General features: G+C 43.5%; 27 protein-coding genes. 15 read left to right on the plus strand and 12 right to left on the minus strand.

Annotated features, from left to right (window positions below; all coding sequences use genetic code 11):
• The first annotated feature begins 7 nt into the window (after positions 1 to 7).
• Positions 8 to 604: a hypothetical protein gene (locus HVN35_03775; GenBank protein NYB51668.1), complete on the plus strand. Its 597-nt coding sequence runs from the start codon at positions 8 to 10 to the stop codon at positions 602 to 604.
• A 190-nt stretch (positions 605 to 794) separates the two neighbouring features.
• On the opposite strand, the gene HVN35_03780 is transcribed toward HVN35_03775, so the two are convergent.
• The 6 genes from HVN35_03780 to HVN35_03805 all read right to left on the minus strand — a co-directional run bounded on the left by HVN35_03780 (position 795) and on the right by HVN35_03805 (position 5,167).
• Positions 795 to 992, minus strand: coding sequence for a hypothetical protein (locus HVN35_03780; GenBank protein ID NYB51669.1), 198 nt, complete (start codon positions 990 to 992; stop codon positions 795 to 797).
• Between the two features lie 66 nt (positions 993 to 1,058).
• Complete coding sequence (locus HVN35_03785; protein ID NYB51670.1) at positions 1,059 to 1,907, minus strand: NAD(P)-dependent oxidoreductase; 849 nt, start codon at positions 1,905 to 1,907, stop codon at positions 1,059 to 1,061.
• Positions 1,908 to 1,931: 24 nt separating this feature from the next.
• Positions 1,932 to 2,795 carry a DUF89 domain-containing protein gene (locus HVN35_03790; protein NYB51671.1) on the minus strand — a complete coding sequence of 288 codons (864 nt, stop codon included), beginning with the start codon at positions 2,793 to 2,795 and terminating at the stop codon, positions 1,932 to 1,934.
• 67 nt (positions 2,796 to 2,862) lie between these two features.
• Positions 2,863 to 3,876 carry a site-2 protease family protein gene (locus HVN35_03795; GenBank protein ID NYB51672.1) on the minus strand — a complete coding sequence of 338 codons (1,014 nt, stop codon included), beginning with the start codon at positions 3,874 to 3,876 and terminating at the stop codon, positions 2,863 to 2,865.
• 57 nt (positions 3,877 to 3,933) lie between these two features.
• Complete coding sequence (locus tag HVN35_03800; GenBank protein ID NYB51673.1) at positions 3,934 to 4,134, minus strand: MoaD/ThiS family protein; 201 nt, start codon at positions 4,132 to 4,134, stop codon at positions 3,934 to 3,936.
• A gap of 61 nt (positions 4,135 to 4,195) precedes the next feature.
• A complete protein-coding gene (locus HVN35_03805; GenBank protein NYB51674.1) occupies positions 4,196 to 5,167 on the minus strand; it encodes a TIGR00269 family protein in 972 nt (323 codons plus the stop codon).
• Positions 5,168 to 5,421: 254 nt separating this feature from the next.
• Here HVN35_03805 and HVN35_03810 point away from each other — a divergent pair, with 254 nt between their 5' ends.
• Positions 5,422 to 5,565, plus strand: coding sequence for a hypothetical protein (locus HVN35_03810; GenBank protein NYB51675.1), 144 nt, complete (start codon positions 5,422 to 5,424; stop codon positions 5,563 to 5,565).
• Between the two features lie 15 nt (positions 5,566 to 5,580).
• Here HVN35_03810 and HVN35_03815 read toward each other — a convergent pair whose 3' ends face one another.
• The gene (locus HVN35_03815; protein NYB51676.1) at positions 5,581 to 6,063 is read right to left on the minus strand and encodes a hypothetical protein; all 483 of its coding nucleotides are present in this window, start codon (positions 6,061 to 6,063) and stop codon (positions 5,581 to 5,583) included.
• Between the two features lie 115 nt (positions 6,064 to 6,178).
• Positions 6,179 to 7,732: a dihydropteroate synthase-like protein gene (locus HVN35_03820; protein ID NYB51677.1), complete on the minus strand. Its 1,554-nt coding sequence runs from the start codon at positions 7,730 to 7,732 to the stop codon at positions 6,179 to 6,181.
• A 205-nt stretch (positions 7,733 to 7,937) separates the two neighbouring features.
• Between HVN35_03820 and HVN35_03825 the strand changes: the two genes are divergently transcribed.
• The 13 genes from HVN35_03825 to HVN35_03885 all read left to right on the plus strand — a co-directional run bounded on the left by HVN35_03825 (position 7,938) and on the right by HVN35_03885 (position 20,169).
• Positions 7,938 to 8,468 (plus strand): pyruvate ferredoxin oxidoreductase subunit gamma, encoded by a 531-nt coding sequence (locus tag HVN35_03825; GenBank protein NYB51678.1) that lies wholly within the window; start codon positions 7,938 to 7,940, stop codon positions 8,466 to 8,468.
• A gap of 9 nt (positions 8,469 to 8,477) precedes the next feature.
• Positions 8,478 to 8,720, plus strand: coding sequence for a 4Fe-4S binding protein (locus HVN35_03830; protein ID NYB51679.1), 243 nt, complete (start codon positions 8,478 to 8,480; stop codon positions 8,718 to 8,720).
• A gap of 2 nt (positions 8,721 to 8,722) precedes the next feature.
• Positions 8,723 to 9,874, plus strand: coding sequence for a pyruvate ferredoxin oxidoreductase (porA, locus tag HVN35_03835; GenBank protein NYB51680.1), 1,152 nt, complete (start codon positions 8,723 to 8,725; stop codon positions 9,872 to 9,874).
• A 2-nt stretch (positions 9,875 to 9,876) separates the two neighbouring features.
• Positions 9,877 to 10,743, plus strand: a complete 867-nt coding sequence (locus tag HVN35_03840) for a pyruvate synthase subunit beta (protein NYB51681.1) — start codon at positions 9,877 to 9,879, stop codon at positions 10,741 to 10,743.
• A 14-nt stretch (positions 10,744 to 10,757) separates the two neighbouring features.
• Positions 10,758 to 11,264: a 4Fe-4S dicluster domain-containing protein gene (locus HVN35_03845; GenBank protein NYB51682.1), complete on the plus strand. Its 507-nt coding sequence runs from the start codon at positions 10,758 to 10,760 to the stop codon at positions 11,262 to 11,264.
• 22 nt (positions 11,265 to 11,286) lie between these two features.
• Positions 11,287 to 11,718 (plus strand): 4Fe-4S dicluster domain-containing protein, encoded by a 432-nt coding sequence (locus HVN35_03850; protein ID NYB51683.1) that lies wholly within the window; start codon positions 11,287 to 11,289, stop codon positions 11,716 to 11,718.
• Positions 11,719 to 11,851: 133 nt separating this feature from the next.
• The gene (cdhA, locus tag HVN35_03855; protein NYB51684.1) at positions 11,852 to 14,227 is read left to right on the plus strand and encodes a CO dehydrogenase/acetyl-CoA synthase complex subunit epsilon; all 2,376 of its coding nucleotides are present in this window, start codon (positions 11,852 to 11,854) and stop codon (positions 14,225 to 14,227) included.
• Positions 14,220 to 14,735: a CO dehydrogenase/acetyl-CoA synthase complex subunit epsilon gene (gene cdhB / locus HVN35_03860; protein NYB51685.1), complete on the plus strand. Its 516-nt coding sequence runs from the start codon at positions 14,220 to 14,222 to the stop codon at positions 14,733 to 14,735. Before cdhA ends, cdhB begins: the two co-directional genes overlap by 8 nt.
• 51 nt (positions 14,736 to 14,786) lie before the next feature.
• Positions 14,787 to 16,190, plus strand: coding sequence for a CO dehydrogenase/CO-methylating acetyl-CoA synthase complex subunit beta (cdhC, locus tag HVN35_03865; protein NYB51686.1), 1,404 nt, complete (start codon positions 14,787 to 14,789; stop codon positions 16,188 to 16,190).
• Between the two features lie 117 nt (positions 16,191 to 16,307).
• A complete protein-coding gene (locus HVN35_03870; protein ID NYB51687.1) occupies positions 16,308 to 17,063 on the plus strand; it encodes an AAA family ATPase in 756 nt (251 codons plus the stop codon).
• Positions 17,064 to 17,092: 29 nt separating this feature from the next.
• The gene (locus HVN35_03875; GenBank protein NYB51688.1) at positions 17,093 to 18,244 is read left to right on the plus strand and encodes an acetyl-CoA decarbonylase/synthase complex subunit delta; all 1,152 of its coding nucleotides are present in this window, start codon (positions 17,093 to 17,095) and stop codon (positions 18,242 to 18,244) included.
• A gap of 32 nt (positions 18,245 to 18,276) precedes the next feature.
• Entirely contained in the window at positions 18,277 to 19,662 is a 1,386-nt protein-coding gene (locus HVN35_03880; GenBank protein ID NYB51689.1) for an acetyl-CoA decarbonylase/synthase complex subunit gamma, read from the plus strand.
• Positions 19,663 to 19,695: 33 nt separating this feature from the next.
• Entirely contained in the window at positions 19,696 to 20,169 is a 474-nt protein-coding gene (locus tag HVN35_03885; GenBank protein NYB51690.1) for a 4Fe-4S dicluster domain-containing protein, read from the plus strand.
• A 33-nt stretch (positions 20,170 to 20,202) separates the two neighbouring features.
• Here HVN35_03885 and HVN35_03890 read toward each other — a convergent pair whose 3' ends face one another.
• The 4 genes from HVN35_03890 to HVN35_03905 all read right to left on the minus strand — a co-directional run bounded on the left by HVN35_03890 (position 20,203) and on the right by HVN35_03905 (position 23,766).
• On the minus strand, positions 20,203 to 20,553 hold the full coding sequence (locus tag HVN35_03890) for an MGMT family protein (protein NYB51691.1): 351 nt from the start codon (positions 20,551 to 20,553) through the stop codon (positions 20,203 to 20,205).
• 279 nt (positions 20,554 to 20,832) lie between these two features.
• Complete coding sequence (locus HVN35_03895) at positions 20,833 to 22,194, minus strand: HEAT repeat domain-containing protein (GenBank protein NYB51692.1); 1,362 nt, start codon at positions 22,192 to 22,194, stop codon at positions 20,833 to 20,835.
• A 124-nt stretch (positions 22,195 to 22,318) separates the two neighbouring features.
• A complete protein-coding gene (locus tag HVN35_03900) occupies positions 22,319 to 23,497 on the minus strand; it encodes an NAD(P)/FAD-dependent oxidoreductase (protein NYB51693.1) in 1,179 nt (392 codons plus the stop codon).
• 11 nt (positions 23,498 to 23,508) lie between these two features.
• Complete coding sequence (locus HVN35_03905) at positions 23,509 to 23,766, minus strand: 4Fe-4S dicluster domain-containing protein (protein ID NYB51694.1); 258 nt, start codon at positions 23,764 to 23,766, stop codon at positions 23,509 to 23,511.
• Positions 23,767 to 23,834: the final 68 nt, after the last annotated feature.

Genomic DNA, 23,834 nt, shown 5'->3' on the forward strand with positions numbered 1-23,834 from the left:
TCTCGCCATGATTATGGGTAGTCCTAAAAAGAAGGGAAGCATCTCCGCTTACCTGATTGAAGAAATGGTAGAAGCAATCAGGGACAAAGGGGAAGTTTTTGTCTTCAATGCAGTGAAACCTGAGAAATTTGAACAAATCCTTTCCTGTGACCGCCTGGTGTTTGTGTTCCCCCTCTACTTCGACAGTCTACCTTCACATGTAGTCTCGTACTTGGAAGAGTTGAATGAGTTTATCAAAGACCATCCCCCCAAAAAGAAGCCATCGGTGTACGCAGTCTGCAATCTGGGATTCTATGAAGGATACCAAACCAAATGGGCACTCGGGAGAATCCGGTGCTGGGCTGAGGCAGTTGGTCTTCCCTGGAAAGCAGGTCTTGGTATAGGCGCAGGTCCTTTTACCCCCCACCTACCGCCAGAGGCACGGAATAAAACTGATAAAGGAAAAGAACAGTTCATGCAGCTGCTTCTTTCAGATACCGCCAGTGATAACATCTTTACTGAACCAGATATTCCCAAGGAGATGTATGTAGAAATTGCCAATGCCCAATGGATACCTAAGCTTGAAGCAAACGGTCTCACTGTGGATGATATCATGCATCCCTAGCAACGTTCAATGCATAGCTGGGCACATTACTTTCTCTCAACCTTTTTTAATATTAAAAATACATTTTAAAACTATTCTTAGATGTTAAATTTCATAAAAAAATGGAATATTATAATTAATTTAGATGTAGACAAAATCAATATGAACAGGTTTAATAAATATATTTATTTAATGATCAATCTGAATTTTTTTATTTTGGTTTCCTGTATTCAACTACAGGACAGGGCCAATCCCTGCAGAATGTCATGACTATCCTTCCCTGATCTGTATCTATGTGCATTCTCCAGCAGTCCTCATTATAAGATTTGAATCTTACGCTAATGATTTTTTTACCAATGAGTTTCTCTAAATCCTCTTGACAGATTTTCTCCAGGTCCGGCTTAGCCATTGGAAACCTCCTTAATGAAGCCCTATATATAATTTGATTTACAAGCAGATAATTCTTACTAATTTCTCAATCCTCAATTGATTTGAAGAGCTCTTTTAAACTATCTGGTTTTTTATCAAGCTCTATTATCCTGGAAATATATTTAAAATATTCACCTGAAGCTTCTATCATGGAAGGATGTTCATCTTCCTCTGTTGATCCCAACTGACTTTGTTCCTTCATGAATTTTAGAACTTCTTCCATCTCCTGTGATTTTCTCTGGGCATGATAGGCGCTGTTTTTTACTCGGGAAAGGGTGGATTCTCTAAAACCCGGACACTCGGTGCTCTCTAAGCATTTCATTAATTCTTCATCCAAACCCATCTGGTAGGCTAAATAGAGTGATTCAAATAACAGTGCAGAAACGCCCTTGGTATAGGAACTTCTAAACATCTTCAGGGTTTTGGCCTTACCTAAATCCGGAGATATCACTTTTATATTCAGTCCATACTGTTTCAGACTGGAAAACTGTTCCGCGTAACTTCCTGACGCTACAATCTGCACTTGTATTCCTTCCTTCTTTATACCCCCTATTATGGCTGCATCAACGGTTTTACCATTTTCAATGTAGCCCAGTGCCTCCTTAGCTGTCCCGGGTGAGATGTTATTTACATCTACGTAGATTCCCTTCACATGTTTACCCACTTCCCTAGCCACATTTACAGCTTCAGCCGGTGTAACAGCTGATATCAAAATATCAGAAATCTCTGCCAGGGTTTTATTATCTTTACACGTATTAACCCCACAATCTTCTGCCAGGACCTGTGTTTTGACGCTTCTATTTTTCAGGGAGGTGTAAACTTCCACCCCTGCATCTTTAAGCCATCCGGAAAGGGTCGATGCCACTTCTCCAAAACCTAAAAACCCTACTTTCATATTTCACCCACCATTTTGTTTAGATTAAAGTTTTAACACAACGTTATCTCCAACTTCCACGCCAATATTCAGGGCTATTGGCCGGCATTTGGCATTTAAAAGACAGAATATTGGTTTAGCACCCGGTTCTATTTCGCCCAGCCCTTCATAGTTACCCAGTCCCTTGGCAATTACCAGATCCGCTTCCTGGAATCTCTCCACAAATTCTGGTGAAAAGTCCTCGTAAATAACTCCTATGGAGTCTGTACCTATGGTTGTTAACTCAGCAACTTCATCTAAACCTATTTCCAGGGCATCAGGGATGCAGGCGTCGTTGAGTATGGGTTTTTCCTTCACCGCCACCGTAACTTCCACCTGATAGTCCTCCCTGAGTTTCTCGATTAGTAACTTGTCAAAGACGATTTCCCCAATGTTATCCACCAAGTACAGGACCTTCCCTGCTTTCTGTAACTCTTCTTCCAGTAGATCAGAGTGATCCACTGCCAGGTCCTTCTGCATGGTCTCGGTGATCAGGGCTTCTATATCCCTATCGAGTCCCAACGCACCGAAATCTATTATATTACCAGTGATAGCTGCCTTAAGATAGTTTATAAGGGAGTTATCTTCTTCCAGGAGCTTTTCGATTGCCGGTAAGAATTGCTGGGCTATCTGGTTACACTTTTCCTTCTGGATCAGGTAGGGATCCTCATTTCCAGTCCTCTCCTTTATAGTTCGGTGGATTCTGGTTCCTATCTTATTGGAAACTGCTCCTTTACGGAAATTCTTCCCTACAATACTGGTTAGCTCTTCCATTATCTCCAGTTTCAGTTCATCATCTGTTGTCGCCATATCCAGGGCCTCCCGGGCCTGCCGGAGGAAACACGGTGCGCATTCGTAGTAAACTTTCATTAAAACGTGCCTCTATTAACTTTTTAAACATTCTTTAGATTTCAAATTTTAAATTGACTACCATATATTATATATATGAAGGGGCTGGTGCCAGGCATAACAGTAAAACCAGCACCAGTGCCACAGATAATATTTTACGGTTTCTGCTTAATTTTCCCACGTTGTCCATGGCTCCGGGGTGTTCCCGGGACAGGAACAATATGATGGCCATTAAGACGGCCATGGGTATCCAGCCTAAAATCACAGTCACTATTATACCTGCAACGGAGACGATTTTATGGAATTTCCGTTTGAAAATTGACCGGGAGATGTGTCCACCATCTAAAAAGGAGACAGGCATCAGGTTGAGCATGGTAATCACTATGCCCACCCAGCCGGCGAAGGCCACTGGATGGATGCTGAGCATATACCCCTCAGGGACCACCGGGGCTGCGATGTAGGCTATAATACTCATTAGCAAGGGTGGGTTGAATATGACTGACCCGGCCTGTAAGGGCTCCACTGTGGAGAGGTATATCCCAATAAATAATACAGGGATGGTGATGATAAGCCCTGCCAGGGGACCGCTAGCCCCCAGGTCAAAGAGGGCGTTTTTATTGGGTATGGGTGATTTAACATTTATCACCGCTCCAAAGGTCCCGATGAGTGTGGGTGCCGGTATGAAGTAGGGTAGAGTGGCTTCTACATCATATTTCCTGGCGGCGAAGTAATGGGCGAGCTCATGGGTACCGAGTATGGCCATGATGGCAGCTGAGAAGGCTATTCCGTCTATGATACTGCCACTGCCAAAGTAATACCCAGCGAAAATGGTGGTTGCTATGGTGACGATGAAGAGTATAATCTGGACATGGTACCTTGATTTCCCCCTGGGGGGTGATTTACCTAATCGGAGATAGTAGTTTCCTTCAACTTCCCCCAGCCATGGTGTGTATCCTATCCCTTCCAGTTCCCTGGTTAGCTGGGCAAATCTGTCTGTATCATAATCTCCCAGTATAAAATAAGGATTTTTTGGGTCTGTTGAGTAGTTTATTATGGTGAAATACCGGGATATATGTTCTTCTAAGATTTCTGTGTTTTCCATTTACGCCCTACCCTACGTTTTCATCTACGGTTATTCCAGGCACTGTATCCTAGGCTTTCAACCACCGAATATAACCTTTATAATCTCCAGGGTGTCTCCTTCCTGGATCAACTCTTCCTCGATGACGATCGCTTCATTTTTCTTAACCACCACTGTTTCTGATGGTATCTCCAATTTCTTCAGGAACTCTTTTATGGTGTAATCCTCAGGAACATCTTCTGTTAAGTTCTCTTCTCCAAATATTACCTTGACCTGCATATTATTGTCCTCAAATTTACCAAATTAATCCCCTATTACTAAAATATTTATTTATTATAATTTATTCCCATCCCTCTAAGAAGCTGCACGCTTTACACAGTTCTCCTGCCGACGGCTCTCCGCATCTTCTACATTCACCCGTGTTTCCTTTGGGAGTTAATTCCTTCTTTAGGATAGGTTTTATCTTATCGAATCCCCGTAGAGTGGAATACATGATGGTGGGATGATCTCGAGACAGTTCCTTTATAAACTCACCTATTTCTCTCCGGAATGACTCGCCTGCATAGGGACATCCGGCAAGGTGCACATTTAAGTCGGCTGCTATGGCATAAAGCCCTATCTCCTTTTCAGGTATCTCCCGTAATGGTTTGATTTTCACGGTGAACCTTTCATCCCGGGACTCTGATTTGGGTCCGATGCGGATGAGGTTGTTGATGTTCCCTTCCAGGTAGTTCATGAGTATGGACTGGGTCTCATCGTCCAGGTTATGGCCGGTTGCTATCTTGGTGGCCCCTTCTTCCTGGGCCACCCGGTTTAAGATCCAACGGCGGAATACTCCGCAGTAGGTGCAGGCGTGCCTTGGCTCAGTATCACCCTGGCGTCTTGTATCATCCTGCCTTGTATCATCCTGCCTTGTATCATCCTGGCCCATCATCTCATCCAAGGTCCGGCCGAAGTATTCCTTGAAACTCACAACTCTATGCTTTATTCCCAGCGTTCTGGTATTAGCTTTGGCGATTTCTATTCCTTCCTCACGGTAACCCTTTATTCCTTCATCTATGGTTACCGCGACTATGTCGATGATGTTCTTCTCCCGGAGGGAGTTCAGGATATGTAAAGCCACGACACTGTCCTTTCCACCGGATAGGGCCATTAAAACCTTGTCGCCTTTTTCTAGAAGCTTGTACTTCCTTGTGTCTTTTAGAACCTTTTCGTTGATGGATTCTATGAAGCATTCCTGGCAAAGATTCTGGCCGGAATGTTTTTTTTGGATTATGATCTGCTGGTTACCGCATTTACTGCATGTGTTCATTTTAAACTCCGTGAAGATATGACATATGATTTTTTTTTATTGATACAATGGAGGTTTATTAATAAATGAATATGTTGTACTTAAATAGACAACCAATTAATATCTATATAATATAGAAGAACTTCATTGTGTTTATGTATATATTACGATACTTCGAATTACTAAAATCAGTTTAAGTTAACAAATGATAGATATTAATATAGATAGTAATCAATATAATTACTCAATAAATTATATAACAAAAGGGGATTTTCATGGCAACTCCAATAGCTACAACCCCAATACTTAAAGGTAAGGATGCTCTAAGATTTTTAAAGAAAATGGAAGAACCTCCCACTAAAGAAGAGGTTGAATTCCTGAAAAAAGCCATAGAAACCTATAAAAAACATCCTTTCTAATTTACTAGATAGTACTTAAGATTTCTCTAATTTAAGTATATCTAAATACATTGGGACAGTTTTTCTTCTTTTATCATGTATAAATTCAGCGAAATATTTCTTTTTATAAAAACCTACTGAATGTTTATACGCATCCACTGAAACATAACGTATACCAATTTTTTTACTTAATCTGACGGCCTGGCCAATTATAAGAAGTATAAGATGGGTACCTATATTTCTTCCCTGATAAGGATTACAAACACCTAAACGGCCAATCTTTAAAGCTGGAAAATCTTTATAATGAATGTCTTTATCTTTAAATTTCTCCAAATCATCGAGGTTTATTTTTATAGCATCAGCTGATAATGTAAAAAATGCTACAATTGCTCTTTTATACTGGCATAGATAAGTCACACTTATTTTTGCATTCATCTGATTGAGAGCATCTTCCCTTATAAATTCATTTAGATCTTCATCTTCACAGTCAAAATATCCTATATCATCATCAGGAGTCATCTTGTGAATATCAATATCAGATAAGTTAATTGCTTTCATCTGTGGATAATTATTAAATTAAGTAATTTAAAAATATTACTATTTATTAAATAATTATTATAAAATAATTTTCACTTCAAAACAAGGGAAAATCCTGGGTATAATTTTTACCCAGTTTGGCTGCTATCTCGGCCTTCTGGAGTTCTGCCCCCAAGTAGGTGGCGTGTTCTATTCTGCTGATTAATCCCTCTTTTATGATCATGTCATATAGGGCTTTTGCTGTTTTTCCCTGGACAGATACAGTTGGCTTCATTTTCTTGTAGTGGACTGCGTTTATCATGCCGTCTTTTACTATTATCTTGAAGCTGCCGAGGGGATCCTGGGTGAATGCGTAGTCCTCCACCCCATCTATTATGGGGACGTCGATATCTTCCTCCACTATTTCGCCCTTCCGCTTATCCTTCAGTACCAGTAAGTTGATCCCCAGATCCTTGGGGATGGAACCTCTGCTTTTAGCGAGGAACATCATCTTGGAGGAGACGTTGAGTTCATGCACACTTCCCAGTGTCTTCCCGCTTTCTTCAACGGTGAACAGTACGCTTGCTCCTAATTCCATGGCTATTCCGGATAGTAGTGCGTTTGCTCCTACTGAATCTGTGTCCAGGAGTTCTGTGACGTTGCCCACTCCCATGAAGAGGGGTATCCTGTTCCTTTTTTTGAAGTCGTGGCAGGCTATCACTGAATCCACTATGCTCTTACTGTTTATAGGGTCCAGTATTAAATCGGCTATGACGTCGATGCCCTTACATTTTATCATCAGATTTTCCAGGGAGTTGATCCTCTCTTCAATGGTGGCTGGTGTCCAGTTTCTGCTGAAATCCGTGGGGAGTATCACCGCGGGTATTTTATGATCCTGTATTGAAGGTAAAACTTCATACAAGTTACCGTGGTCCAAGCTTAAAACCAGGTCAACCCCGGATTCAATGGCCACTTTTAACTCCTTAGAGTTCAGACTGTCTATGCTCACCGGTACGTCTCCCAGGTTGTCCTTCAACAACCTAACCATACCCGGTATTTTCTCTTCCAGGGATTCTCCGGCTATCATCCCGATGTCGATCATGTGCGCCCCGTTTTCCAGGTAGTACTGGGCTCTTTTGAGGAGTTCCTCCTCTGTTAGCAGGGGGGCGTTGGCTATCTCGGCGAGCACCCTCATGGGGAAGTCTTTCCCCACGGGCAGGTTTCCCACCCGGATATTTTCCGGCTTTTTCAAGAGCTTTTTAACATTACTTTTATCATTTTCGAAGTCTTCTATAAATTGTAAAGCCCTTTTTCTAAGTTCGTCCTCGATGAGTTTGTCAGCGGGGATTTTTGGACTTAATTCCAGTTTTTCAATCATCTCCAGGACCACCGGGAGATCTGCAGCGTCTTTAGGACCTTTATATGTGGGAATACCTGTTTTCTCCTCCACGGGACTTACGTCTTTTCTTATAAGCCCGGGGGTGATTATCATTTCAAAGGAGGTGAGATATTCCAGTTCAAGCTTCTCCAGTTCCTGGATGATTCTTTTGGGCGTTAGAAAGGCAGCTATGGGTGTGTTTATGGTCAGTGTATGGACCTGGTGTTCAGATTCGGATGTTACTCTCCCCACTATTCCGCTTGCCAGTTTTCCAGTGAGAATTAAGATTTTCATCTTTTTACCTCTGATCTTTACATTGACCATCACGTATAAATTAAGATTTTCATCTTTTTACCTTAAACTTCACATTGACCATCACGTATATATATTACAATTTATAATGATTAAATATGATTACTATTTATAATGATTAACTATGAGGAATGAGTTGATCGTACTATAATATATAGATCAGTATAGGAATGGAGGAATAAAAAAAATGATCGAAATTCGTTTTCACGGACGTGGCGGACAAGGTGCCGTAACAGCTGCTGAGATACTTGCAAAGGCAGCTTTTGAAGATGGAAAATACTGCCAAGCATTCCCATTCTTCGGTGCTGAGCGAAAAGGCGCCCCAGTTATGGCTTTCTCAAGAATATCTGATAAACCCATAAGAAGAAGGTATCAAGTTTATAATCCCGATTATGTTGTTGTTTTAGATGAAACACTTCTAGAAGCTGTAGATGTATTATCTGGACTTAAAGAAGATGGAAAAGTAATAATAAATTCCACTGATGATGTTGATCTTATAAAAGACGTGGAATCCTATAACATCGATGCCACTGGAATTGCCCTGAACATATTGGGCGTTCCCATAGTAAACACGGTTATGCTAGGGGCGCTTGCCGGTGTCAGCGGTATAGTTTCAGTGGATTCCATTGAAAAGGTTACTAAAGAAACATTCCCTGGTAAAATAGGTGAAAAGAACGCCAAAGCCATCCAAGTTGCATATGAAAAAGTTAAAAAGTAAGGTGATCACATGACATCCGTAGGAGCTACTGTTAAAGAACCTGGAAACAGTGTAAAAAATAAAACAGGTAGCTGGAGAACATTCAAACCCATTTTAGACAAAGAAAAATGTATAGATTGTGGAAATTGTATTTTATTTTGTCCAGAAGGCTGCATAAATAAAGATTACGATATAGACTATGATTACTGTAAAGGCTGCGGTATCTGTGCCGAAGAATGCCCGGTAGAAGCGATTAAAATGGAGAGGGAATGAATATGATTAAGGTTATCTCTGCAAACAGGGCCATTGCCGAAGCAGTTAAAATGTGCAAACCGGAAGTAGTCCCGGTTTTCCCCATAACACCCCAGACAACCATCTCAGAATACCTGGCCCAATTCGTGGCCGACGGAGATCTTAGAGCCGAGTATATAATGGTAGAATCAGAGCACAGCTCCATAAGTGCCGCGGTAGGCGCCTCAGGCGCTGGAGTGCGAACCTTCACCGCCACATCATCCCAGGGCCTGGCCCTGATGCATGAAATATTATTCGTGGCCGCCGGTATGAGAACACCCATAGTAATGGGAAACGCTAACCGGGCATTATCTGCACCGTTAAGTATCTGGAACGACCAGCAGGACTCCATCTCTGAAAGAGATACTGGGTGGATGCAGTTTTTCGCTGAAAATGCCCAGGAAGCCCTGGACTTTGTAATTCAAGCTTATAAAATATCTGAAGACCATGAAGTACTCCTTCCCAGTATGGTCTGTGTAGACGGTTTCATATTAACCCATACGGTTGAACCGGTGGACATCCCCTCACAGGAAGATGTGGATAAATTTTTACCCCCATACGAACCGATATCCTACCTGGATCCCAAGGATCCCATGTCCCTGGGAACCTTCACCGACCCGGACTACTACATGGAAGCCAGACACGACATGGAAGTGGCCATGGAAGGAGCCAAAGACATTATTAGAAGAGTTAATAAAGAATTTGAAGAAGTTTTCGGACGAAAATACAACCTGGTTGAAAAGTACAAGACCGAAGACGCTGAAATCATCCTGGTAGCCATGGGATCCATCTGCGGAACCATAAAAACCGTGATAGACCGCCTCAGGGAAAAGGGAGAAAAAGTAGGTCTCCTAAAGGTTATCTCCTACCGGCCCTTCCCCCAGGAGGATATATACGAAGCAGTTAAAGGAGCCCGTAGAATAGCCGTTTTAGATAAAAACATCTCCTTCGGAATTGGAGGAGTCCTGTTCAACGAGATTAAAGCCAAAATGGATGTAGATGCATCTGGATTCATCCTAGGACTGGGAGGACGTGAAGTCTCCCCCGACGATATAATCGGCATAGTCGAGAAAACCAGAAATCCAACGACCGAGACTAACCAGATCAACTGGATCGGATTAAAGGAGGAGGAATAAACATGGATATACCAGAAAAAGAATTTCTAGCACCAGGACACAGAGCATGCGCTGGATGCGGTGCCACCATAGGGGTTAGACTGGCCCTGAAGATGCTGGGAGAAAACACAGTAGCCGTATCGGCCACCGGTTGCCTGGAAGTTATAACCACCCCCTATCCAGAAACTTCCTGGAAGATTCCCTGGATACACGTTGCCTTTGAAAATGCCGGTGCAGTAGCCAGTGGAGTTGAAAAGGCTCTTAAAGCACAGGGAAAAGATGATGTTACTGTAGTGGCCTTTGCCGGAGACGGTGGAACCGCGGATATCGGTTTACAATCCCTCTCAGGAGCTATGGAGCGAGGTCACAATTTAATATACATCTGTTACGATAACGAAGCATACATGAACACCGGGGTCCAGAGAAGTGGAGCCACCCCCTATGGTGCGTCAACCACTACATCACCCCATGGAAAAGAAAGTTTCGGTGAAAACAAGCCCAAAAAGAACATACCCATGATCATGGCCGCCCATGGAGTACCCTACGTAGCCACGGCATCCATCTCCTACCCAGAAGACTTCATGAAAAAGGTCCAGAAGGCCAAGGAGATAGAAGGACCGGCCTATATCCACCTCCACCAGCCATGTACCACCGGATGGGGATACGACCCCTCAAAAACCATAGAACTCGGGAGACTAGCCGTGGAAACCGGTTCATGGTTACTCTATGAAATTGAAGAAGGAGAATTTAAGATAACCTACCGACCTTTAGAGCGAAAACCAGTTAACGTTTACCTGGAGGCCCAGAAAAGATTTAAACACCTGGCCGATGAAGAGAAGGAGAAAATCCAGAACTACGTGGACCAGGTTTGTGCGGAACTCAAAATATAAATGGGGATACAGTTTTGAAGAAGATACTAACTCAACCAGATGTCTGTGACGGCTGTCTGGATTGCGAAAAGGCCTGCGCCGGATTATACGGCACTTCCCGGATAACCATCAGGGAAGTCGATGATTCATACTATCCCATAGTCTGCCAGCACTGCGAAGATGCACCCTGCGAGCTTATCTGCCCCACAGAAGCCATCAATGAAGAGGGAATCACAGATAGCAAGTGTATCGGCTGCGGCCTGTGTATGATGGTCTGCCCCTTCGGAAGCATCACCATCCACGAAAGGAAAGCCCACCGATGTAATCAGTGCCCTGACCTGGACACTCCAGCCTGTATTAAGGCCTGCTCAAAACGGGCCATAGCACTGGTGGACACTGAAAAACTTAAACTGGAAAAACAGAAACAACACATCGAGAAACTCACAGGACTGGGTAAGAAGAGGAAGAAAACCCAATTCATCAACATATTGACCTCTAAAACCCGGGCGAGGAAGGCACTGTACAGGGAGGAATCGAAATGACATTGTACAGGGAGGAATTCAAATGAAGGAACTGATATCCACCCCAGAACTATGCGAAGAATGTTCCCGGTGTGAGAGGACCTGCCCCCAGAACGCCATCCGGGTTATAAACGGAGTGCCCATATTCTGTCTGCACTGCTCACCAGAGAGAGCACCCTGTCTCACGGTTTGCCCAGAAGACGCTATAGAGGAGATGGACGGTGCCATAATAATAGATGAGGAAGTATGCATTGGCTGTGGCCTCTGCAGAGATGCCTGCCCCATAGGAGCTATACATATCAATGAATCAGGGGTAGCTAAAAAGTGCAACCTGTGCATAGACCGTGAAAAACCCATCTGTGTGTTAACCTGTCCTACAGAAGCTCTTAAAATGGACTCTGAGGACGTATTATCTGAAAAAAGGGATAAAATTGCTAAAGAACTAGAGAAAATTAAGATGATTATGAAATATTAAGCATCGGTTTTTTAGGTTAATTTCTGCATAGTTTTTAAGTAAAAATCCCTAGCTTAGCTGATTTTTTACTTCACATGCATCAGGATGTCTTAATTTATAAGATGTCATATTAACAATTAATAATATATGGTGATTGATCTTGGAAAACAAATCAAAAGCAAAGGAACTCAAGGATGATTTCTGGAAATCAAAGAAGCTTCTAGTGACCACTGGAAAGATAGCCGATGATATCCAGGGAGACTCTTCCGAGTCCAAGGGACCGACTTTGAAACCCTCCGTGACTGATTTACGAGAATGGGATATGAAGTTACTGAAAAGGTACACGCCTTTCTATGCGCCGTTTTGTGACATGTGCTGTTTATGCACCTATGGGAAATGTGACCTGACTGGAGGTAAAAAAGGAGCCTGCGGTATTGACATAGAAGCCCAACAGGCAAGGATTGTACTTCTAGCATGTTGTATAGGTTCAGCTGCACATGGAGGGCATGCCCGGCACCTTCTGGAATATCTTATTGCTGAAAAGGGTGAGGACTTCCCCATAGATATGGGAACCAACATCGATATCGAAGCCCCCATCATGAGGGTGGTCATAGGTAAAAAACCCCGCAACCTGGGAGATTTAAAAGAAGCCCTTGATTATCTGGAAGAACAGATGGTACACCTACTATCAGCATGCCATACTGGACAGGAAGGTAAAAGCATTGATTTTGAATCAAAGGCACTCCATGCCGGATTGATGGACGATTTAGGAAAAGAAATTGGAGATCTAGCACAAATTGCAGCTTTAAGCATGCCTAAAGGAGAAGACGCCCCCCTGGTGGAGCTGGGACTGGGCACCATCAACCAGGAAAAACCGGTTATACTCTGTATAGGGCATAACGTAGCCCCTGGGGCAAGTATCATCGATTATCTCGAAGATCACGGGCTGGATGATGATGTTGAAGTTTGTGGTATATGCTGCGCTGCCATAGATATCACCAGATACAAACCCGGGGCGAAAGTGATAGGACCACTCTCAAAACAGCTTAAATTCGTCAGAAGCGGTGTTGCAGATGTGGTGGTTGTTGACGAACAATGTGTAAGGACCGATGTTCTGGAAGAAGCCCGTAAGAACAAGGCCGCGGTAATTGCCACTACTGATAAGATATGTTTAGGACTTCCAGATCTCACGGGTGTAAATACTGATAAGATCGTGAAAAAACTGGTTAATGATGAAATAGAAGGAGCTTTAATCCTTGATCCGGATAAAGTCGGTGAAGTGTCCACCCGGGTCGCCAGGCAAATTGCAGAAGAACGAAAATCCCTTAAAAAACTGCCAAATCTCCAGGAAATACAGGAAATGGCCAAGGAATGTACTGAGTGTGGTTGGTGTGTACGGGTATGCCCCAACAACCAGCCCATGATGGAAGCAGTTACGGGGGCGGCTGAAGGTGACTTTTCCAAGTTCATAGAATTGTATAAATACGATGTCTGCTACACCTGTGGTAGATGTGAACAGGAATGCGAAGTAAACCTGCCCCTGATATCCATGCTAACTAAGGTGGGAGAACACTACGTCAAAGATGAAAAATTCAATATCCGGGCCGGCAGAGGACCAGTACAGGATGTGGAAATAAGGCGTGTAGGAGCCCCTATTGTTTTAGGTGATATACCTGGAGTTATAGCCTTTGTGGGATGTAGTAATTATCCGGAAGGCGGAGAAGATGTGGCTAAGATGGCAGAAGAATTCCTGGAGAGAAACTATATAGTGGTGACCAGCGGATGCGGAGCCATGAGCGTGGGAGAATACCGTGACGGGGATGGTAAAACACTTTACGAAAAATACAGCGGTGATTTCGATGCTAAGGGACTGGTGAACGTCGGTTCATGTGTATCCAACGCTCATATCCCGGGTGCGTGTATTAAAATTGCCAACATATTTGCTAAAAAGCCCCTGGAAGGAAACTTCGAAGAAATAGCCGATTACATCCTCAACCGTGTCGGGGCCTGCGGGGTGGCCTGGGGCGCCTATTCCCAGAAAGCAGCTGCAATTGCTACTGGTGTTAACCGATGGGGCATACCAGTAGTGGTTGGTCCTCATGGAACAAAATACAGGCGCCTATTCCTGGGAAGGGCTGATAAACCAGAAAATTGGAAGATAAATGATTTACGTACTGGAGAAGTAGTTCAAGGTGAACCAGCACCAGAACATTTACTATACGCTGCTGAAAACCGTGAGGAAGCAACGGTGATGATTGCCAAACTATGCATCAGGCATACTGACACTCCAAAAGGGAGGCAGATTAAACTTAACCACTATTTAGACATCCATAAAAAGTACTTCGGCATTCTCCCAGAAGATGTTTATAAATTCGTGAGGAATGAGAAGGATATCCCTATAACCTACAAGAAGGAGGTTACCAATATTCTTGAAGAGGTAGGGTGGGAACCACGAGCACTTCCCCAGGAGCCGTCCTTGATGAAATTTAGAGAAGAAAAAGCAAGTGATAAGGGTGATTCAAATGAATGAAAGGGTAATCCCCTGGCAGCCAACGGTGATAGCCGGGCCAAAACAGGCACTACTGGTTACACCAGAGACAGCGGAGATGATGATAGTAAAAGCAAAAAGACCCCTAATAGTGGTGGGCCCTCTAATTAACGACAACCCGGCACAGGTTTTAGTTTCCAAGATTGCAGAAAAATGGAACATCCCCATTGTAAGCACCGGAGATGCATTCAAATCCCTTACTGAAGCAGGTGTTCCCAGCAAGTCATATGGGCTGGTGGAGATAGTTAACCTCCTGAAAGACCCGGAATGGAAGGGTGTTAGTGGTGAGGGTAACCATGACCTGGTCCTCTTCATCGGAGTGATATATTATATGGGATCCCAGGGACTTTCCACGTTAAAACACTTCGCACCCCATTTGAAGACATTGACCCTGTGTAAATTTTTCCATTCCAATGCAGATGCTTCATTCCCTAATATGAAAGATGAAGAATGGCTTAAGTACCTGGAGATGTTAGCAAAAGTAGATTAGAAATTTATGATCATCAAAAAATTAACCTAAGGAGTCAAATGGAGGAATATTATGTTTGAAGATATACCTGTTGATGTCAGCCCCATGCATGAGGGGGAGCGTATAAGAGCTGCAAACATGTTTGTAGAACTTGCCGGCCCTAAATCCATGGGTGCAGAGCTGATACAAGTGGCAGATGATGTTGAAGACGGGGACTTACAGGTCGTCGGACCAGAGTTATCTGATATGACTGAAGGAGAAATCTATCCCCTGGGAATATCGGTTAAGATACAGGGAGAAAAACTAGAGAAGGAGTTAGAAGGAGTTATAGAGCGGAGAATCCACGAACTCAGTAACTACGTGAAGGGCTTCATGCACCTAAACCAGAGGGACCAGATATGGTGCCGGGTGAGTAAAGAAGCCAAGGAAGCCGGGTTTAAACTGGTGGACTTTGCCAGGGCACTTTCCATTCTCCTGAAGGAGGACTTCCCACTGATAGAGAAAATATCAGTGACCATATTCACCGATGAAAGTGAAGTAGAATCATTCCTGGAGACAGCCAGGGCAGCCTACGATTACCGTGATTCCCGGGCCAGGGAACTGAGTGATGAGGATGTGGATGTGTTCTACGGATGCACCATGTGCCAGTCATTTGCACCCAGCCACGTATGTGTGGTTACACCGGACAGAACCGCCCTCTGCGGGGCTATAAACTGGTTCGACTGCCGAGCCGCAGCTAAAATGGACCCTGAAGGACCGATTTTCGAAATTGAAAAAGGCGATGTACTGGACAGTACCAAAGGAGAATACTCCAACGTCAACACTATTGTCGCTGAAAAATCTCAGGGCGAAACAGACAGAGTATTTTTACACAGCTTGTTTGAGTATCCCCACACTTCCTGCGGATGTTTCGAAGCAGTAGCCTTCTACATCCCGGAATTAGATGGAATTGGAATAGTAAACCGTGACTTCCGGGGCGAAACCCCACTGGGAATACCCTTCTCTACCATGGCCGGGCAATGTTCCGGCGGTAAACAGGTGGAAGGATTCGTCGGGCTGAGCCTGGAATACATGAGATCTCCTAAGTTTTTACAGGCAGACGGAGCATATGAAAGAATAATCTGGCTGCCCAAGGAAATTAAGGAATCAGTGAAAGAATACATACCAGGGGAACTGTACGACAAGATTCCAACTGAAGAAGAGGCAGAAAGCATAAAGGATATTAAAAAATTCCTGAGGGTAAACGAACATCCTATACGGGAAAGGTTAAAACAATCCAAGGAATCAATAGAAACAGAAGTGGAACCGGATTCAGACATCTCCCAGTTAGAAGAAGATTACGAAATAGAAGATAACGATGCCCCAGTTGCTTATCTTCCCCAGATGTCGGTTCCTGGTTCTGACGGAGTACGGATCATACTTAAAAATGCGAAGGTCTATGCCGAAAAGGTGATCATCAAAAAGGAACAGAAATAAGTGGTAAATAACGTTCCGGGATAAATGATGAAGATTCAGTGAATAAAACCAATGAAGATTCACTATAAATCGGTAAAATAATCATAAAATAACTAAACACACGAGGAAATAGCAAAATTGATAATAGCAGTGAGTGGTAAAGGGGGAACCGGGAAAACACTGGTCTCCTCTCTTTTGATAAAATCCCTAATTGATAAGGACCTGGATATCCTGGCCATAGACGCCGATCCAGATTCCAACCTACCAGAGGCCCTGGGAATAGAAGTCGACCGTACAGTAGGTGATATCAGGGAAGAACTCAAGAAGGACACTGCTGAAGGTAACATCCCCCCAGAGGTAAATAAGTGGGACATACTGGATTACAAGATTATGGAATCTATAATCGAAACACCCGAATTTGATCTCCTGGTTATGGGAAGACCAGAAGGCAGCGGATGTTACTGTGCCGTGAACAACATCCTCCGAAAAATTATTGAAAGACTCTCCTCAAACTACGATATCATTGTAATCGACACCGAAGCCGGCCTGGAACACCTGAGCAGAAGAACCACCCAGAACGTGGATTTGATGCTGGTAGTGACCGACCCATCAAAGAGGGGAATATTAACTGCTCAAAGAATCGAAGAACTATCAGAAGACCTTGAAATCACATTTAAAAAGCAATACTTAATCCTCAATCGGGTTAAAACCGGGAACGAAGATGAACTACTCGAAGAAGTGAACAAAATCGGACTGGAAATTGTCGGGATCATACATGAAGATGAACTGATAGAAAGTTATGACCGGGAAGGAACACCCTTAATCAATCTACCTGATGATTCCCAGGCTTTTACATCAATTTTAAAAATTACAGAAGTATTAAAGGAAATTTAAAAATATAGGAATATGTAGGAAGTGTATTTATGGACAAAATGACCAAGCTTCTTAAATTGCTGGAAAAGACAGATTCTATAGAGATAAACGAGTTTCGAATGGACTTTGAAGAACTTGAACTTCAAATAGTGCCTGCTGTCCAGCAAGCAATTAAGAAATCCAAACAACAACGGGAAAAAGAGATGCTGGAGGCTTTAAAATTCGTGCCGCCCATTGAATCCTATCCTGGTAGTGTAACAGAAGTCCAGCTGGGTGCTGGTAAAAGGAAATCAGTATACTTGGGAGGGCAGACAGCACTCTACCGATTTGAAGAACCACAACCCAACCCACCAGTGGTAACCTTCGATGTATTTGATATCCCCATGCCGGGACTTCCCAAGCCAATAAGGGAGCATTTCGAAGATGTGATGGACCACCCTGGAGACTGGGCCAAGAAGGCAGTTAAAGAATTCGGAGCCAACATGGTGACCATCCACCTCATAGGGACCGGGCCCAAAGTCATGGATAAAACACCCCGACAGGCTGCCCATGACATCGAAGAAGTCCTGCAGGCAGTGGATGTCCCACTGGTAATCGGAGCATCTGGTGACCCTAAAAAGGACCCCGTAATACTCGAGGCGGCAGCCCAGGCAGCTGAAGGTGAAAGATGCCTACTGGCATCGGCCAACCTTGACCTGGACTACAAACGAGTGGCCAAGGCAGCGGTTGATTACAACCATGCCGTGTTATCCTGGGCCATCACCGACGTGAACATGCAGAAAACCCTTAACCGGTACCTCATGAAGGAAGGGTTAACTCCAGCAGACATAGTGATGGACCCCACCACCTGTGCATTAGGTTACGGTATAGAATTCTCTATAGACGTTATAACCAGGACTAGACTGGGAGCACTTAAAGGAGACACAGACCTGCAGATGCCCATGTCCTCTGGTACCACCAATGCCTGGGGTTCACGTGAAGCCTGGATGAAAAATGAAAACTGGGGACCAACCGAGTACAGGGGACCCATATGGGAGACCATCACCGGTCTGACCATGATGTTATGTGGAGTGGACATATTCATGATGCTGCACCCTGCATCTGTTAAAATATTAACCGAGATTGGAAACACCTTTACCAAGGAGTATATGACTACAGACCTTCCAGATATATCTGGATGGATCACAGAACTGGAGAACTAATCAATTTACGAGAATTAAAGGAGGATATTAAATTGCGCGCAACTGTAATGGATATCTACAGATTACTTCCCAAGACCAACTGTGGAAAATGCGGGGAAGCATCATGCATGGCCTTCGCCACCAAACTCTCTGAAAAAGAGGCCGACGTGAGCCTGTGTACCCAGATGACAGATAAAGAGAGAGAAAAACTGGATGATGCACTGGCACCAGCTGTAAGGGAAATAGTTATCGGTACTGGAGAAAAAGCCATCACCATAGGCGGTGACGAGGTACTCTATCGTTACGAACTGACCTTCTACAATCCAACACCACTGGTTATAGAGGTAAGTGATGACCTGACTGATGAGGAATTTAAGGAAAAAGTTCAGAGGGTAGAAGAGTTAGAATTTGAACGTACTGGAGAAAAGCTTAAACTGGACGCCGTCGCCGTGAGGAACAAATCAGGAAACACCCAGAAATTCGTCGAGGCAGTGAAGAAGGTTAAAGACTCTAAACTAGCCCTGGTACTCTGTACATTTGACCCTGAAACCATGAAGGCCGCCTTGGAGATAGTGGGTGATCAAAGGCCCCTCATCTACGGTGCAACAGAGTACAACCTGCAGAACATGGCAGATCTGGCACTGGAGTACGACTGTCCCCTCACCCTCTTCGTGCCACACGACCTGGAGAAGATGAAGGAACTTTCATATTCCCTGAGATCAGCGGGAATTAAGGACATAGTCCTCGACCCAGGTACTTTTGTTAAAGGAGGTACTGGAGACACCCTGGATGAATTTAAGATGATTAGGAGACTGGCCGTGGAACAGAGAGACCCTGACTTCCGGTTCCCCATCATGGGAGTGCCCGCCATCTACTGGCTAATCGGTAAGGAAAGCGAGGTGGAAAAAGGAATCAGGGAAGCTGTAACCGCAGCAAAGCTCATGAACTCCTATGCTGATATTTTAATAATCCACGGAACAGAGATATGGGAGTTAATCCCTGTTTTAACCTTAAGACAAAGCTTGTACACTGATCCCAGGAAGCCACAGGCAGTTGAACCGGGATTATATGAATTTGGAGAACTGGATGAAAGCTCACCAGTGATGCTCACCACCAACTTCGCACTGACCTACTACACAGTAGAGGGTGACCTGAAATCTGGAAACGCTAACTGTTACCTCCTGGTACTTGACACCAACGGAAGAGCGGTAGACGTATCTGTTGCTGGAAACCAGTTCACTGGTAAGGCCGTGGCGGAACTGATAAAAGAAGCCGGTATAGAAGATAGGGTAAACCATAAAACACTCATCATACCTGGTCTGGGAGCCCCGGTAAGTGGTGAAATCGAAGACGAAAGTGGTTGGGAAGTTCTGGTAGGACCCAGAGACTCCAGTGCAGCACCTGATTTCCTGGTTAAACTCAAGCAAGAAGCCAAGTAGATTCCCTAAAAAATATTCAAAAGCAGTGATTATATGAAAACGTTGATGGTAGTAGACCCTCAGATGTGCACCGAATGCCAGGACTGTATAAACGCCTGTAAGAAGGAGCACGGAATTAGCAGGGCAAAAAAGACCAGCACAGTACCCATCTTCTGCCTGCAGTGCCACCCGGAGAAGGCGTTCTGCGCCCGCATATGCCCCACCGGGGCTATAAGGGAGAAAAATGGCACTTTGATGGTGGATGAAGATACCTGCATACTCTGCAGACTGTGCCTGATAGCCTGTCCCGTGGGTATGATGGTAATAGACAGTGAAAACAAGACCATGCAAAAATGTACCCTCTGCATGGACTCCGACTGCATCATACCTGCTTGTGTGGAGGCCTGTAAGGACAACGTCCTTAAAGTCTTTTCCATAGAGGAGCTCGAGGAACTTAAAGGAAAAGTGGAATACACTGATTTCTTAAATGAGGTTATGAAGGATTTCCAGGGTAAAAATAATCATTAATTCTTTTTTGGTTATAAAATTAACCTCTTTTTATTATTTTTTTATTAAATAACCCTTTTTTTTACTTTTAATTATTTTATCACCTTTAAGATGGACTCCCTCTTTTTTTAACAGTTCCCTCTTCATCTTCCAACCCCCACCATACTGTCCAATGGTTAAATCCGATTTAACCACCCGGTGGCAAGGCACAACTAAGGGATATGGATTTTTAGCCATTACGGTACCAACAGCCCGGTAGGCCCGGCTTCTGAGTTTTTCTGCCAGGGATTTGTAGGTTACTACCTCTCCGTAGGGGATATTATAAGTTTCAAGGAGTACATCCTTCTGGAAGGTTGATTTAACCGGTAAATTTGTGTTGGATTTATCTACGTCTAATTCTAGCATGTCCAGGTCAAAATCAACTTTTTTTCCTTTATATATCCTGGAAATATCCTTCGCTATATCCTTGTATTCATCTCTTAACTCAAAATCGGGGTAATAATTTGTTATATCTTCTATGGCCTCTGTCTTATCTGTTTTTGGTAGTGAAATTTTCACTACCTTACCCGTTGATTCTGCAACTCCCACTGAAAAATATAGATCACCGTCTCTATAGATTGACACGATAACCTTATTTTTTGGATTCACTGGCAAGAAATATCACTTCCTGATTTAAACATTTATTTACATCAATATACGGAAAGTGTTCACTATTAAATTTATATCTTCTTGGTCCTCTAGAGTAATATCTGACTTCATGGTAAAGTAAAGGTAGTAATAGAAATCTTTGAGCAGGTAACCAGTAACCATGATCATCTTGTTGGTTTTTAAATTATCGCCAAACATCAGGAATGACTGAATATTCCCCATTTTCGACGTATTTCCGCCGTTGAGAATGATGTTCTGGGTTTCGAAGATCTCCTCCCATATCTCGATTAATTCTTCAAATTTGATGCCCTTTAAATTGGATTTCCTGAATATCAATAAATTTATACTGCCATCTGGATTGTTCCCTTGGAATTTTTCATTGGAGACCACGGTTTTAACTGTCCAGTCTTCAGGGTAATAAAAGGATATTGAATTAGTGTTAAATTGATTATAATTACCAGGATAACTTTTTAATCTAATTTTTATAATAGCATCTTCAGCTTTCCTCTTTACAAACAAATCATCATCATCCATAACATCAACAAGTACATCAATCGCCCTTTCATCGCCAATATTACCTAAAGCCTCTACAATCTTACCCCTCACGTGACGATTTCTATCTTCCTTCCTTTTGCTACATAAAGTATCTATAAAATAGTCCACAGCCCGGGTATCACCTATTTTTCCCAGACATTCAGCAGCTTTGCTTCTAATCTGCCAGTCATCACACATATACAAATCCATAAGGGGGTCAAATGCTTCATCACCCATACATGCCAGTACTTCAGTGGTATTTCGTCTTACATCCGCATCCCCATCGTATAACAGTCTTAAAAGTGGTTTAACAGCTTCATCGGACCCTATTTTTCCCAGGGCATTGATTGCCTGTTTTCTAACCCTCCACTCTTTATCTCCAAGAAGAGATATGAGCGGTTCAACAGCTTCTATCGAAGCTAAATTTCCAAGTGATTTAGCAGCATTCTCCCTTACTACCCATGAATCATTATTTAAAGCATCAATAAGCACTTCTGTAACGGAATGGTCTCCTTCACCTATTTTACCCAGTGCAAATACTGATCTCCATCTTACCCCCTCAACTACATCTTCCTTAACTGATTGTATAAGGGCTTCAACAGCCCGCCTGTCACCAATTGCACCTAAAGCTTCGGCAGAAAACTCTCTCACACTGGTTAGAATCGGGCTTTCATCCTGCCAGCTTTCATATTTCAAAGATCTAATTAGAGGTACAACCGCCCTTTCATCACCTACTTTCTTGAGAGATCTAGCGGCCTCCTTACGTACAATATATTTTTCATGTTCAAGTGCTTTGACTAAACCTCCCACATCTCTATTTTCCTCTAAAAGATCAATATCCGGGTAAAAATCTCCGTCAGACAAAATATTCCACTCCCCCAAAATTTAATTTCCAGATGGTATATTGTTTACTCTTTTATTATAATTAATAATTATAATTATCAATGAATCGATCCTTTTTAAATCAGCCAGCTAAAAAAATTCAGATTCACAGAAAATCCTTAATTAACTTCAACAGATTGGGATGTTTTCCCAGGAACTTTATTGCGGAAATCTTTGATAAATTTTCCATCTTATTTTTTTCTAAAAATTCTGCAAGGGCATTCATATCCTTATCAGTTAATTTATCAGCGGCATTTCGATATTTAAGGGATATTTCAAGGTTTTTTCCAAACCTTTCCCTCCATATATCATCGTATTTTTTTAAAACATCAGCGGATGTGTCTTCCTTTTTGGCGGCTTCTGCTGCGACTTGTCCGGCGACTTTAGCACAGAAGGCCGTGGTATGTATTCCTCCCCCGGTGACAGGGTCCACCTGTCCAGCTGCATCCCCTACCACCAGGAAACCATCGGAATAAGTCCTATCAATTGGTCCTGATAGGGGAACTCCACCAATGTTAAGTTCCACCGGGGTTACACCGTCGAACCTGGAGATGAACTGGTTAAGATACTGGTAAGCTGTCTTTTTATTGCTCCTCACCCCTAAACCCACGTTAACCGTGTCTTCTCCCTTGGGAAACATCCATAAATATCCCCCAGGGGCTATTTTCCTCCCGAAATAGAAGTTAAGCCGGTAGGGGTCTATGTCTAAACCGACCAGCTCAAGTTGTGCACATGAACCTATATCTCGGAGTTGGTTAGGACTGGTGAGTCCGGCCAATCGGGTCATGTTGGATTCGACTCCATCGGCGGCTATGACCACGTCGGCCTTTATCTCCATGGTTTTTCCCAGGTGCTTGGCCACCACCCCGCACACCTTACCTTCCTTTCTTATCAGGTCCTTTACGGTGGTCTTCATCATTATATCTGTCCCTGCCTTGGCTGCCTGTATGGCCAGGTGTTTATCAAAGACCTTCCTATCTAAGATGTAACCTTCATAGCCAGCACCATCCAGAAAATTACGACCAGTCATCTCTTCCAAATCAAGAGCCCTACCGTCCGGGGCATAAACAGTAGCACCTTCAATATATGAGTTGATGAACCTTCTAGAAGGCTTCATATCCAGAATCTTAAAAGTGGACAGGGTTGTTCCCTCGGCACACTGTACAGGCGTGCCAATTTCCTGTCTCTTTTCAATCATCAGGACATCCACATCATCTCGAGAAGCAAAAAGAGAAGAGACCGACCCCCCAATACGTCCCCCTACCACCACCACATCATATTTCATGGTTCGTCCTCCTAGGCTATGTCATACCTCATAGCCCTTATCCTCCTGGCCATGTCATTTTCATGGCTCATCCACCATGTGAAGTCATATCTCATGGCCTTATCCTCCCTGGTGAAGGCTCCCATGGGGCATACTATGGTGCAATTACCGCATTCATCACACCCAATACCTTTGGTTACTTCATTTTCAGTTAGTTCCAGAATTTGCTGGGGGCATACCGCTACACAGGCCCCACAATAACCACAATTATCTCGTTGGTATTTTATCAAACCACCAGAACCCCCTATTGCCAGAGAAAAAAATTAAAAGAACAACTCAAATCCTATTATAGGTATGG

The organism is Methanobacteriaceae archaeon (assembly GCA_013403005.1).
Lineage (GTDB): Archaea > Methanobacteriota > Methanobacteria > Methanobacteriales > Methanobacteriaceae > Methanobacterium.

Coding starts and splice junctions, on each gene's coding strand:
- HVN35_03890 (NYB51691.1), bottom strand. CDS start 20,553: ATGCTAGAATTAGACGTAGATAAATCCAACACAAATTTACCGGTTAAA.
- HVN35_03885 (NYB51690.1), top strand. CDS start 19,696: ATGAAAACGTTGATGGTAGTAGACCCTCAGATGTGCACCGAATGCCAG.
- HVN35_03795 (NYB51672.1), bottom strand. CDS start 3,876: ATGGAAAACACAGAAATCTTAGAAGAACATATATCCCGGTATTTCACC.
- HVN35_03810 (NYB51675.1), top strand. CDS start 5,422: ATGGCAACTCCAATAGCTACAACCCCAATACTTAAAGGTAAGGATGCT.
- HVN35_03900 (NYB51693.1), bottom strand. CDS start 23,497: ATGAAATATGATGTGGTGGTGGTAGGGGGACGTATTGGGGGGTCGGTC.
- HVN35_03780 (NYB51669.1), bottom strand. CDS start 992: ATGGCTAAGCCGGACCTGGAGAAAATCTGTCAAGAGGATTTAGAGAAA.
- HVN35_03805 (NYB51674.1), bottom strand. CDS start 5,167: ATGAACACATGCAGTAAATGCGGTAACCAGCAGATCATAATCCAAAAA.
- HVN35_03815 (NYB51676.1), bottom strand. CDS start 6,063: ATGACTCCTGATGATGATATAGGATATTTTGACTGTGAAGATGAAGAT.
- HVN35_03850 (NYB51683.1), top strand. CDS start 11,287: ATGAAGGAACTGATATCCACCCCAGAACTATGCGAAGAATGTTCCCGG.
- HVN35_03875 (NYB51688.1), top strand. CDS start 17,093: ATGGACAAAATGACCAAGCTTCTTAAATTGCTGGAAAAGACAGATTCT.
- cdhB (NYB51685.1), top strand. CDS start 14,220: ATGAATGAAAGGGTAATCCCCTGGCAGCCAACGGTGATAGCCGGGCCA.
- HVN35_03825 (NYB51678.1), top strand. CDS start 7,938: ATGATCGAAATTCGTTTTCACGGACGTGGCGGACAAGGTGCCGTAACA.
- HVN35_03775 (NYB51668.1), top strand. CDS start 8: ATGATTATGGGTAGTCCTAAAAAGAAGGGAAGCATCTCCGCTTACCTG.
- HVN35_03785 (NYB51670.1), bottom strand. CDS start 1,907: ATGAAAGTAGGGTTTTTAGGTTTTGGAGAAGTGGCATCGACCCTTTCC.
- cdhC (NYB51686.1), top strand. CDS start 14,787: ATGTTTGAAGATATACCTGTTGATGTCAGCCCCATGCATGAGGGGGAG.
- porA (NYB51680.1), top strand. CDS start 8,723: ATGATTAAGGTTATCTCTGCAAACAGGGCCATTGCCGAAGCAGTTAAA.
- HVN35_03820 (NYB51677.1), bottom strand. CDS start 7,732: ATGAAAATCTTAATTCTCACTGGAAAACTGGCAAGCGGAATAGTGGGG.
- HVN35_03790 (NYB51671.1), bottom strand. CDS start 2,795: ATGAAAGTTTACTACGAATGCGCACCGTGTTTCCTCCGGCAGGCCCGG.
- HVN35_03830 (NYB51679.1), top strand. CDS start 8,478: ATGACATCCGTAGGAGCTACTGTTAAAGAACCTGGAAACAGTGTAAAA.
- HVN35_03800 (NYB51673.1), bottom strand. CDS start 4,134: ATGCAGGTCAAGGTAATATTTGGAGAAGAGAACTTAACAGAAGATGTT.
- HVN35_03840 (NYB51681.1), top strand. CDS start 9,877: ATGGATATACCAGAAAAAGAATTTCTAGCACCAGGACACAGAGCATGC.